The sequence below is a fragment of the Stieleria maiorica genome (genome assembly GCF_008035925.1).
Classification (GTDB): domain Bacteria; phylum Planctomycetota; class Planctomycetia; order Pirellulales; family Pirellulaceae; genus Stieleria; species Stieleria maiorica.
On sequence record NZ_CP036264.1, the window covers coordinates 5,962,592 to 5,974,574 of the forward strand.

General features: G+C 57.0%; 8 protein-coding genes. 6 read left to right on the top strand and 2 right to left on the bottom strand.

Going from position 1 to position 11,983, the window contains the following annotated elements; all coding sequences use genetic code 11:
- The first annotated feature begins 3 nt into the window (after positions 1 to 3).
- From drmA to Mal15_RS20380, 4 genes are all read left to right on the top strand, one after another.
- Positions 4 to 3,411 (top strand): DISARM system helicase DrmA, encoded by a 3,408-nt coding sequence (drmA, locus tag Mal15_RS20365; protein WP_147869444.1) that lies wholly within the window; start codon positions 4 to 6, stop codon positions 3,409 to 3,411.
- Positions 3,408 to 5,243, top strand: coding sequence for a DUF1998 domain-containing protein (gene drmB / locus Mal15_RS20370; protein WP_147869445.1), 1,836 nt, complete (start codon positions 3,408 to 3,410; stop codon positions 5,241 to 5,243). The genes drmA and drmB overlap by 4 nt, the downstream gene beginning before the upstream one ends.
- On the top strand, positions 5,240 to 6,031 hold the full coding sequence (gene drmC / locus Mal15_RS20375) for a DISARM system phospholipase D-like protein DrmC (RefSeq protein ID WP_167546930.1): 792 nt from the start codon (positions 5,240 to 5,242) through the stop codon (positions 6,029 to 6,031). The genes drmB and drmC overlap by 4 nt, the downstream gene beginning before the upstream one ends.
- A 326-nt stretch (positions 6,032 to 6,357) precedes the next feature.
- Positions 6,358 to 7,782, top strand: coding sequence for a hypothetical protein (locus Mal15_RS20380; protein WP_147869447.1), 1,425 nt, complete (start codon positions 6,358 to 6,360; stop codon positions 7,780 to 7,782).
- 510 nt (positions 7,783 to 8,292) lie between these two features.
- Here Mal15_RS20380 and Mal15_RS20385 read toward each other — a convergent pair.
- Complete coding sequence (locus Mal15_RS20385) at positions 8,293 to 9,177, bottom strand: TIGR02452 family protein (RefSeq protein ID WP_147869448.1); 885 nt, start codon at positions 9,175 to 9,177, stop codon at positions 8,293 to 8,295.
- 212 nt (positions 9,178 to 9,389) lie between these two features.
- Between Mal15_RS20385 and Mal15_RS20390 the strand changes: the two genes are divergently transcribed.
- Positions 9,390 to 9,572 carry a hypothetical protein gene (locus Mal15_RS20390; RefSeq protein ID WP_147869449.1) on the top strand — a complete coding sequence of 61 codons (183 nt, stop codon included), beginning with the start codon at positions 9,390 to 9,392 and terminating at the stop codon, positions 9,570 to 9,572.
- A 111-nt stretch (positions 9,573 to 9,683) separates the two neighbouring features.
- Complete coding sequence (locus Mal15_RS20395; RefSeq protein ID WP_147869450.1) at positions 9,684 to 10,442, top strand: alpha/beta hydrolase; 759 nt, start codon at positions 9,684 to 9,686, stop codon at positions 10,440 to 10,442.
- 642 nt (positions 10,443 to 11,084) lie between these two features.
- On the opposite strand, the gene Mal15_RS20400 is transcribed toward Mal15_RS20395, so the two are convergent.
- Entirely contained in the window at positions 11,085 to 11,927 is an 843-nt protein-coding gene (locus Mal15_RS20400) for an amidohydrolase family protein (RefSeq protein ID WP_167546931.1), read from the bottom strand.
- Between the last annotated feature and the right edge of the window lie 56 nt (positions 11,928 to 11,983).

Sequence of the window (11,983 nt, forward strand, 5' to 3'; positions counted from 1 at the left end):
CGCATGAACAAAGAGACTCACCCCGAAGCGACCCAAGTTCGACAATCGCTGTTGGAGGCTCTTCAGCTCGATCTGATTGGGCCATCGGATTCACTCGGGAACACCAGAGAGGTTTTGCCGCAAACCCCGTCACGCTGGTACCTGACAGGGTTCCTCGTTCCGCTTGATGCGGACGAAGAGCAACGGTCGGATCCCACCAGCAATGACGAACTGGACCAAGCTGCCGAACCAGCAGGGCTGGATGACGACGAGACACCGGAGAAACCAGCCGCGCGACGGTCGTATCTTCCAAGCAGTATGGGGATCAGCCTGCTTCTACCGGCAGGTACTGATCAACTCGATGCAACGGTTGCCTACGGTGAATACCTACGTGTCGAGCATGAAGAGGGAGAAACTGGTCCGCAGCAGTGGCGACGCGTGCCACATAGCCAAACGGTTCTCGTCGACCTTGGAAATAAGACCACGGGGAACGGTGTGGTCCCAATCCCCGCAAGTCGCGGCGTGGAATTGGTCTGGTCGTTGCGGACCGTTCCCGATCATGAAATTGATGGCGGGCTGCCCAAAGGCACGCGAAGTCTTTCGCTGTTCGTCGTGAACCGTCGGAAGCCGATGTCTGACGAGTTGCAAGACGAAGGATCCATCTTCCAGGTCTCATTGGAGGTGCGGAGCAACGTGTCGTTCGTAGCACGGCCGAACCTCCACAGTTTGCAGAGCGACGATTGGGACGAGTGTGTCGCCGACGTCCAGTACCGCAATGCCTTCGAGTTCGCCGTCGGACACAGTGTTTCAACCGAATCCGTGGTCGAGAACGGCGAGTGCCGAGTCGTGCGATCCTGTTGGTTGCCGACCGCCGAAGTCGAGAAGGTCGCGCCGTCAAAGATCCCCGGCATCACCTTGGAAATGGAAGCCCTGGCAATTCTGCGAGATGGCGCAGACGCACAGGAGCAGCTGGGCGGGTTCGTCACGAACTATAAGACTTGGATCGATAAGCAAAAGGCGTCTGTTTCCAGTCTGTCAGCGCGGCGGCAGGTGACGGCAAACGAACTGCTTCATCGGGCCAATATCGCTGCCAACCGCATCCAGTCAGGGATCGATCTGCTTGGTGATTCCAAGTACCTGGAAGCCTTCCGGATCGCGAACCGGGCGATGGCGGCGCAGGGACGGCGACGCCTCGCTCAGCAGCTTGGAAAGCCTCCGGGCGAGATCATCCCGGCATGGCGACCATTCCAGCTCGCGTTCATCCTGATGAACCTCAAAGGGATCGCCGAGCCTACAAGTAACGATCGCGGACTCGTCGACTTGCTGTTCTTTCCAACCGGTGGCGGTAAAACAGAGGCCTATCTCGGACTCGCGGCGTTCACCCTTGTGCTGCGGCGATTGACTCACCCCGGGCTGTCGTCGGCCGGACTTAGCGTCCTAATGCGGTACACGCTTCGCCTGCTGACGCTTGACCAACTCGGCCGAGCAGCAGCCTTGATCTGTGCCTTGGAACTAGAACGCCAAAAGGATGTAGAGAAACTTGGCGAGTGGCCGTTTGAAATCGGGCTTTGGGTCGGCCGGGCGGCAACGCCGAACCGAATGGGCCACAAAGGGGACACGGACAGTCAGTCGGCCCGGCGAAAGACGATCGCATTCAAAAACGATGACCGAAAGCCATCGCCAATTCCACTGGAAGAGTGTCCCTGGTGCGGCACCAAGTTCAATCGGACGTCGTTCCAGTTGCTACCCAGCGCCGACGAGCCGACGGATCTTCGAGTCACGTGCGCAAACCGACGCTGCGACTTTTCACGTGGAAACAACCTGCCGATCCTTTCGGTCGACGAGCCAATCTATCGTCGGTTGCCCTGCTTCCTGATCGCGACGGTCGACAAATTCGCCGCGATGCCCTGGACAGGTGAGGTCGGCGGGTTCTTCGGACGCGTGAATCGAGTGGATTCCGAAGGCTTTTACGGCCCATGCACTCCTGTAGCGGGTCGACCGCTTCCCGCCGATCGACTGCCGCCTCCCGATCTGGTCATCCAGGACGAACTGCATCTGATTTCAGGCCCGCTGGGGACCATCGTCGGTTTGTACGAAACCGCCCTGGACGAATTGTCAGCAATCGAAGTTGACGGGCAACGCGTCCATCCCAAAATCATCGCGTCAACAGCAACGGTTCGACGGGCGCAAAGTCAGATCCGGGCGCTCTTTAATCGCCGCGATGTTGACGTGTTTCCACCGCCCGGGCCGGATGTTCGAGACTCTTTCTTCGCACGAACCCACTCGACGGATGAAAGTAACGCCCGCAAGTATGTCGGGATTGCGGCGCAAGGACGCAGTCCCAAGGTCATTATGCTTCGCGTGTATCTGGCTCTGCTCTCGGCGGCAAAGAAGGCTTACGACGAAGCCGGTGGCAACAAGACAGATGCGAATCCCGCGGATCCGTACATGACTTTGCTTGGCTACTTCAACAGCCTGCGGGAGCTGGGCGGTGCCCGACGGTTGATCGAGGATGAAGTCAGGACACAACTCACCGGCCGCGGAGCAAGGAAACGCGTCGGCGAGTCCGATGGCCTATTCAACGACCGCACGATCGCCTACGAGCCCGTGGAGCTTACCAGCCGTGTGACAACCGACAAGGTTTCCGAGGCAAAACGTCGGCTGGAGCAACCTTTCAAGGAGAAAGACCACGTCGACGTTGCCATCGCTACCAACATGATTTCCGTCGGACTGGACATCACCCGCCTGGGCCTGATGGTCTGTTTTGGGCAACCGAAGACCAGCTCCGAGTACATCCAGGCGACTAGCCGTGTCGGACGTGATGACAATCGCCCGGGTCTGGTGATCACGATTTTGAACATTCATCGGCCCCGCGATCGATCGCATTACGAACGGTTTGCGACATTCCATGAGTCGTTCTACCGCAGCGTCGAAGCGACCAGCGTTACCCCCTTCTCACCGCGGGCGCTCGATCGCGGACTAGCGGGCACCTTGGTCGCGCTTGCCCGCCAGGGACACGCGCCAATGACGGCACCGCGAGGGGCGACTGAAATCCTGAACGAGTACCCACGGCTCGACTTTGCGGTGAAGCAACTCGCCCAACGAGCTTTTGACACTCACCAGAATTCCTCCTCGGAAGAGGCCCGGCAGCTGCGGCTCAAGGTCGAAGAACGTTGCAAGGACCTGCTCGATGACTGGAGCAAGATCGCCAAGGAACTCTACGATGCCGGTGGCGCCCTTCAGTACCAGACAGAGGTAGGAAGTGCCCAGCGGCTTCTGTACGAGTTTCTGAATCCGGAACTCAAGAATCTGCCGCCGCGGCACAAGAAGTTTCGGGCGAACCGGTCCATGCGAGATGTTGAGCCGAGCGTCAACTTGTGGCTCAAGACGATCGATGGCATTGAAATCGAAAGTGAGGAGGAGTCGTCATGAGTCGACGGAGGCACGCACGTCCGCACGGACAAATTCGCCAGAGCCAACTGATCACCTCGTTCGGTCCCGGAGCGATGTTGGATCTTCCCGATCACTCGGCGTTGGTTGGTGGATTGGATTCCTGGAGCACGGGCGGCGACGAGATTATCGAGCCGCGACTCGCGGACAAACTCAAGGACCTGTTCGAGCCACCGCTTCAGAATTTGAAGCTGTTTAGTCCACCGCCGGACAATGATGACCATGGGGCACCGCAAACCGGTATTACAGCGTGGCAATTTCCCGAGTGGTTCATCACTCAAGATGTTGACCGTGAAGCCAGCCACGGCGTCGTGCGAGCCAGAATGTTGGTCCATCGCCGAATGCTGACCAGGGGAAAGTTTATTGATGACGATCGCAAAAAGCGAAGTGTGGTTCCGGTTCGATTCGTCCGGGCCTGCCGTAGCGGCCACATTGGCGACATCGACTGGTACAACTTCGTTCACGGCGGCGAGACAGACTGTCGGCGGCAGCTATGGATAGAGGAGCGTGGTACCAGTGGGGACTTGGCCGAAGTCTGGGTGCGCTGCGAATGCGGGAAAGGTGAACGAAACATGGCGATCGCGGCGGAGTCTCCAGCTTCGCTGCTCCGGTGCGACGGAAAACGACCTTGGCTCGGACCCTATGCGAACGAAAGATGCGGCGAGTCCAACCGCCTGCTGATCCGCACGGCGAGCAATGCGTATTTCCCTCAAGTGATGAGCGTGATCTCGCTTCCCGATCGGAACGCGGATCTACGGGAGGCCGTTGAGTCGGTTTGGGATTTCATCGGGCAAGCTGAAGACGAGGGTGAAATCAAGTATGAACGCAAGAAGGAGAAGGTCAGTAAAGTCCTTGAGGGCTACACTAACTACGAGGTCTTCAATGAGGTGAAGGTTAGGAAGGGCCAGTCGGCCGAAACGAAAAAGTCGGTAAAACAAGCCGAGATGGAGACGCTGGTCGCTAGCAAGGACGAACTTGGAGACGACAAACCCGACGGCAACTTCTTCGCGCGGAACCTACCACGAGAGCACTGGGACGCACCGTGGATGAAGGACGTCGATCGCGTCGTGCTCGTCCATCGGCTTCGTGAAGTGATGGCTCAGGTCGGCTTTACGCGTTTTGAAGCAGTCTCGCCCGACATCGATGGCGAACTCGAAATGGGAGTCCGACGGGCATCGCTCGCCCGAGAAATCTCATGGCTTCCCGCGATCGAAAATCGCGGTGAAGGCGTCTTCATTCAATTCAATTCGGAAGCCGTCCAGAATTGGGTGGCTCGCGACGAGGTGCGGGCAAGGGGAGAACGGTTGCTGGCAGGCTACGAAGCCTGGAAGGGCGAACACACCGGTGCAACGAAAAAGTTTGTCGAGGAGGGGGGCTTGCTGCCCTACGTTTTGTTCCATTCCTTCTCGCACATGCTCGTCACGGCGGTCTCCCTGGAATGTGGCTACCCGGCAAGCTCGATCCGCGAGCGAATCTACACGATCCCAGACGTAGGTTACGGAGTCTTGCTCTTCACCGGGACGTCCGATGCCGAGGGAACACTGGGGGGACTGATTCAAGTCGGTCGCAAGATCCACGAACACATCCGCAGTGCCCTGGAGATGGGCGAGCTGTGTTCCAACGACCCCGTCTGTGCGCAACACCAGCCCGCAAACCAGCACGAGCGTCGCTTCCTCCACGGTGCCGCCTGCCACGGATGCCTGTTAATCTCGGAAACGTCCTGCGAGCAACACAACGAGTTTCTGGACCGTTCGCTGGTCGTGCCGACCGTCGACAATCTTGGAATCGAGTTCTTCAAGTTGGCAAGGAAATGACGGAAGATCTGGTCAAGCTGAGCGACACGGACCTGCGTGGCCTTCTCAGCGGTTTGCGGTCCGGACGGATCACGGCCCCATACTCTGAGTTTCAGCTCTCTCGCGTTCTCAGTGCTGCGACCAGCAAGTCGGTGTCGCGCGCCCTGGCCCTCCTCTCCCAGCGAGGGATGGCGGCCGATCAGATCTCGCTCGCCATCGAATTGCTTCTGGCTGATCGCGGCCGGGCACGAGCCCACCGAGAAACGATTGACTTGGTGACGTCTGGCCCGGAAGCTCCCGGAATCAACAATCGTGACACATCAGTCGTCGTTCGAGAGCTGTTTACCCATGCACAAGATTCCGTGATGGTGGTCGGCTATGCCGTGTATCAAGGCGACAAAGTCTTTGAATCACTTGCAAAGCGGATGGAAGACCGGCCGAACCTGAAGGTTCAGTTTTTCCTGAACATCGCCCGGCCCGACGGCGACAAAACCAAGTCCGAGATTTTGGTGGCAAGGTTCAAAAATCGATTCGAGAGCACCCAATGGCCCGCAGGCTGCCGATTACCGGAGGTCTACTATGATCCACGATCGGTCGCCGACGACGTCCCAGTGCGGTCATCGTTGCACGCGAAATGCGTCGTCATCGACGACGAACGGGTCTTCGTATCCTCTGCCAACTTCACCGACGCTGGGCAACATAGAAACATCGAGGTCGGATTGAACATCCGCAGTCGCTGGCTCGCCGAGAGGCTGACTAGGCACTTCTTCCGACTACGTGACGCCGAATTGATGCGGCAGATGATCTGACCCCGCTCCCAAACCTGGACACTGAAAAAACAATCGATGTTGCTACCGACAACACGTGGGCGGCTCCTCCCGACTGCCGGAAGGTCTCCAATCCAGGACCTTTAAGAGTCGTCTTTTCCAAATCCGCAATGCTCGAATCACCGCCATGCCAAATCGCGAAGAAATAATGGAAACGACTTTTCTCGATTCGTTCGATCGTCAATTACGAACTGTGCGAAGCGAGTTGTCCAAACGCATCTACGACGCGCTCATCGCCAGCGGTGTCTTTCAAGTCAGGTACTACCGGCAACCAACAAGGGTATTCGCGGAATTCTGGAGCGATGCAAATGAAATTTGCCGAGCAGAAATACGACTTCCGCATGATGATGCGTCGCGAGACTCAGGGATGTGGATCTGTAAACGCCGTGGAAGTGAACTCCAAGACTGGCCGGAGGACCGGCAAGCCGACTTCGAGTCTCGCTTTGGCTTCCGCGCTACCGCGGGACACAGAATCAGCGACTGGTGTGTCGAAAACAGCGACCGTGTCGACGAGTTGGCAGGTTGGCTCGTGGCACAAGCAGCAAGCAGTCAATAGCAACAACTCCAACTTCATCATCTTTACGACAGCAATGCCAAAAATGAAAAAGACCTATCAAGTGCGATGGAAAGGGAAAACTTACGTTTGGAAAGACGGTACTGAAACTTGGTGGGACAGTCATGGGAAAGCAATCGAGTATGACGTAGCTTCCAAGCTGACCGAACGATTCATGGCAGAAGAAGCAACAAAGCACGTTGAGGGCACCTCCGACGATGACGATAGGCTAGACCTATTTGACGACTTCTCAAGGATGGGGGCGACGGAGCGTGAATTGATCGACGTCGGCGGCTGGTACTACGTCTTCCGTGAAGACCCGGACTTTGCGGCGGAGCAGATAGTCGACACGCTACCACCGGCCTCGCGAAGCTTTTTGAATTGTCCACTGCTTCGAGACGAGTACTTTAATGTCGCTGCAGAGTGCTACTTTTCCTATCCAGTTGCGATTGTAGGCCAGTCGCCCTTCGACCGTGTTGACTTCACTCACTTTTTGACGGACCATCGGATTAGCGTTTGCGAGCTTGGCAGGGGAACTAAAGTCATCATCCTCGGACGCGAAGGCTGGTCAGAGTTTGATATCAACACGATTATCAATTCAGCGAGCGGCCTCTTTTTGCGAATCTACTCGCAAGAAATGTTCTTATCCGTGCTTGCTGGTCAACCGGATCCGTTTGAGATCCGAAGCATGAGGCACCGGACGCTCTGCCTGAATGCCTTTCGAGTCGGGCATCCTGGCCTTGAGTACGTCTCCCAGGGATGGGCCGGATGGGTCCGAGCCGACCTTACCACGCGAGGCAAGCTGCCGAAGAGTGCGAAAGCCGATGAGATTGATCGAGTTGCATCGAGTCCAATTTACAAGATGGGCTATCGCGTGGGCAGGCAGGGGCTGACTCCTTCGGCTCGGCGGAAACTACTTTCGGATGCTTTCACCGGTGACCTTCCGTTTGTCCAATCGGCATCCTACATGAAAGAATGGGGAAGGTCCGGATCTGGGAAACGTCTCCGGAAACTCGCTCGTTTGCTTGCAGCAAACATCCACAACGCCAACAATCGCTCCGGCGCCGACAGTTACCAAGAAGCGATCGAGGACTGGCGTGATGATCTCGAGTGGTTGAAAACCAAATACTACTCAGGCGTGCATCACTTCGACTGGCCAAGAGCCAAAATTCACCGGTAACAGGTCGCAGTTCCGCGAGCGATTGAGGAAACAATTATTTGCGTGTGCTGTGGGTTGGCGAAGTTACACTCACTCAACCCAGAGGCTTCCATGGATCGCTTGCCCGGATAAAGCTCTCTCGTACGGTGGAAGACGTCATGATTGAGCTGGTATCCGGAAATCGAGACTACGAATCGCTTCGTTCAAAGGTGTGGGGGTATTCGATCAAGACTCGATTCCCGCGGCCGCCAGAAGCAACGGGACGAGCACAGCATCCGCCGAGAGCGTGACTGCCGCCGCCGCCGACCGCAATCGCCCAAGCCTCCGTCTCCTTGTATAGTCAACTACGCATTGCCAACTAGTTCTGGTATACGGTTGCGTTCAACCGGCGAAGCTCATTATTCGTTTCAAGTTGATGACGGATTAGTTTTTGTCAGGGTTGCAATGAATAATTGCTCGGAATGGCTGGAGATCTCGGCAGTGGGGGCTTTGCAAACCGATGCTTTCTCTGGGGGATGCTTCTACACCTCGCTACTGCGAAAAAACGTCGCGGAAAGGCCCTATGAACCGCCTCTCCGGAGACCAGTCCGTGATCGCAAACACGACGGTTGAAAAGACGCCAGCGAACTGCGATTCGAGTGCAGAGCGGAAATCCTGTGCGGTCCGTTTCGGATCGTTTTCGAAGGCGCCGCAGCCCCAGGCTCCGAGCACGAGGCTGCGATAGCCGTACGCCGCGGCGATGGCGAGCACGCGTTGGATGCGGCTCTTTAGCAGGTCTACGGATCGTGGTTGACCGATCGTCGGGGCGTACGGTGCCGCGCAGGTGAGAAAACTCAGCCGCCATGGTTCGTCGAGCTCCTTGCCGTCATCTGAGCGAAAGACGGGGACTTGCGGCGAATAAATGGCCCAGTCGGTCGAATCGGGTTCTTCTCGCTGTCGGTGGTGGTCGTACATCGGATCGCCGACCAGTGTGAGAAATAGCGCGCTCGATCGGCAAAGGCCTTCTTCTTGAGCACGCGCGCCATGGAGAAACCCGCCGCCCGGGTTAACACCATTGGCGAAATTCAACGCAAGCGGGTCTTGTCCTGAATCGGTCAGCCGTTTCGCCGCTAGCAAGGTGGTCTCGTTCGTGACCTGGACGGTCGTTTCGGCAATCGTCGTCGGGCTTGTTGCCGGCAAGGAATCGTCTGGCGCGATGCTGACCTTACCTGAAACTGCGTTTTCGACCATCTTCCCGATGTCGACTCGCTCGCCCTTGGCGTTTTGATAAGAGCCTGACTCGGAAATCTCGACGGCGGATCGCCCCAGATCCCGAGCGAATTCACGCGAGATCCCCAGCTCATGCCGACGGGCGTCGGCCATCTCGTCGGAGTCGAGGCAAGGGAGCAGGTTGAGACCGTTGCGTGAGTCGTTCATCAAAAACCTCGATTCGGGAAATCGCGATCGCAGGATCCACCCATTGTAGCCCCCTCGCAAATAGGAATCATCGGCGGTCCATCATTGCTTCGGTCCTGATCCGCAAAAGCCTCCGAATCGGCTATTCTGTGATCGCCTTGGGCTGCATGGTGGGAGTCGGGCTCTTGATCGCAATCGCTGTTTGTAAATGAGTTCATCAAAGGAGATCGCTAATGGACCAGAAGATCGTCAAGAAGCTTGAACGCGATTTTCAGAAGGCAATCGCTCAAGTCATCATGGAGATGGGTTTGAAGCGATTGCCGCTTCTCCCAAGTCACCAGACCATGCACCTGATGGCGAAAGCTGCGGTCACGGTCTACGAAACCGCCGTGGAAAATAGCAGGCGAGACGATTGACCGCGGTGTACTGACCTGGTTAGGACCGACCGCTTGAGCCAGAGGCCATTTCCCGAGAATCATCCGGCAATGCCTTGTTTCTGTCTATCCGAACAACAACGGATTTTTGAAGTGAAGAGCATTCTCGATAACCCCGCGATCAGCGGATGCTACCTCTTTCCACAGACGCGGTGTGTTGAGGATCCGTTTCGCGTCAAAATCGATCAGATAGAACTGGCCTGCTACAGGAGGATCATTGATGCCGATGGGTTCACGATGATTCACTTCCACGGCAACGGCGAGGCGGTTGCCGACTACGTCCCCTTCATGGCGGACGTGTTTGCAGATATGGGCCTGAATTCTTTGTTCGTTGAATATCGCGATTACGGTGGCTCGACTGGCGAGGCCCAACTCGTTGCGATGCTCGGTGACGGCGAGGCGGCCATGGATGCCGCTGAGGTTGCCCCAGAAAAGGCAATCGTCTTCGGACGGTCCATTGGATCGCTCTACGCCATCGATCTAGCTCATCGCCAGCCAAGCATCGCTGGCCTGATCATCGAGAGCGGCATCGCCGATCCCTTGGAGCGATTCTTGACCTATACCGACCTGGAGGCGGCGGGGTTGGACGAAGCGGATGTCCAGGCGGACGTCAAACGCTACTTCAATCACAACAAGAAGCTTGCCGGATACACGAAACCGCTTTTGACGCTGCACTGCGAAAATGACGGTCTGATTGACATCTCCCACGCCGAGCGCAATCACCAATGGGCCGGTTCCCGACAGAAGCAACTTGTGCGATTTCCGTATGGGAATCACAACACGATTTTTCGGGCGAACGAGATTGAATACGTCGATGTCGTTGGCCGTTTCGTCAGGGCACTGCAACGATGAAGTGCAACTATCGACAGACGCATCGGGCGCCGCTCTGTCTGCTCGTTTACGTGATCGCGGTCGTGTTTCTTGGATTGGGTTTGGTTTTGCGCGGAGAGCCGGTGATTCAGTGAGTTTTCCCTGCCGTTGGCGTGCTGATGTTCATCCTTGCGGCCTCATTCCATCATCTCACGGTCAAAGACGAAGGAGACCGACTGTCGATCCGTTTCGGGCCAATGCCTTTGTTTCGACGATCCACGGCGAGCAGTTGCTTATCGGAGCGATGTCGGCCGGTCGACATTTTGGACTTGCTGATCATGTGAGTTACGTGAACAGCTGATGCAAATACGCAAGTGCGTGGCAAAAAGAAAATTTGCCGTTTGTCGACTTGGCTGGTTGGCCGAGTCTCGTTTGGAATGGGGGCCGGCCAATTGGGAGAAGCCGGCTGGCGGTGTGAAATCGACTCTCGTGATCGGTAGCGGGAACTGCCCCGGCTAATCGACGGACCATTGTGCGTGACGCGGGATCTGCCCGGCGGTGGTACTCCCGTTATCGGCCGGCGACAGCATGTCGCTTTGTTTGGAATTAGCTCGGCGGCCGTGGTGGATCGGGTACGTGCGACGCACGGATCCGCGAAAAATTTGCCGAGCGACTTCTGGGAATTCACTCAAATCCAAACAACTTCGCGGCATTCCCGCCGAGAATTGCCATACGATCCGTTTCCGGTAGGTGGGCGATGAACGATTCGGCTCGGTCGAATGCCGCTCGGTAGGACTCAGGCGTGGCGTCCGCACTGAAACCGCCACCGTAAATCACTCGCTCAGCGCCAAATTCGCTGACCAATCTCTTGATGACCGGCGCGATGTCGCGATGCGGGTATTTCGTTTGTAAAGGAATCGACGAGAGCTTGATCACCGTGTTGTGGAATCGCGACCACCGGACGATGACTTCATGCTCCTCCGGAACGCCCTGAAATGGTCGACCGAGGTGATCGATGACGACGCGAGTCTGGGAAAACTCCTTGATCAGCGGCTCGAACCCACGGGCGTAGCGAGGCTCAAAGTGAAGTTGAATGGCCAGGCCAAGGTCGCTCGCGGTTTTCCACAAATCACGCAGTTCCGATTTGCCAAACGGTGGCAATCGATCCGGAGCGTAGGCATGAACACGCGTGGCAACGATAGGAGCACGCTTGACCAAATCCGGCAACTTGGCGACAGAGCCGGGCCGGTCGGAAAAAAAGAGGCAAGTTCCCTTGAGGCGAGTGCCGCCGACCTCAAGGCAATGCTCTAGGTACCGATGGTCATCTTGATAGGGTTCCGGGTGAACCACGACTGCGAAGTCCACGCCGGCGCCGTCCATACATTCCATCAGATGTTGGGGTGTCGCGGGGGTGTCGGGACGATAGGGAGCTCGATCGTGATAGCGGAAACGCGGGTCGTTGGCACCGGCGAAACAGTGGAGGTGTGTGTCGACTCGTGGTACGCGTTTGTTGATTTCGTTTGCCAATCCAGTGGCGAGGAACGTAGGAGCGGCAGCTCCAGCGACAAGTAATCTTCGGCGGG

Bases quoted from the DNA above. Each gene is read 5' to 3' on its own strand.
- drmC (WP_167546930.1), top strand. From the start codon at position 5,240: ATGACGGAAGATCTGGTCAAGCTGAGCGACACGGACCTGCGTGGCCTT.
- drmB (WP_147869445.1), top strand. From the start codon at position 3,408: ATGAGTCGACGGAGGCACGCACGTCCGCACGGACAAATTCGCCAGAGC.
- Mal15_RS20390 (WP_147869449.1), top strand. From the start codon at position 9,390: ATGGACCAGAAGATCGTCAAGAAGCTTGAACGCGATTTTCAGAAGGCA.
- Mal15_RS20380 (WP_147869447.1), top strand. From the start codon at position 6,358: ATGAAATTTGCCGAGCAGAAATACGACTTCCGCATGATGATGCGTCGC.
- drmA (WP_147869444.1), top strand. From the start codon at position 4: ATGAACAAAGAGACTCACCCCGAAGCGACCCAAGTTCGACAATCGCTG.
- Mal15_RS20385 (WP_147869448.1), bottom strand. From the start codon at position 9,177: ATGAACGACTCACGCAACGGTCTCAACCTGCTCCCTTGCCTCGACTCC.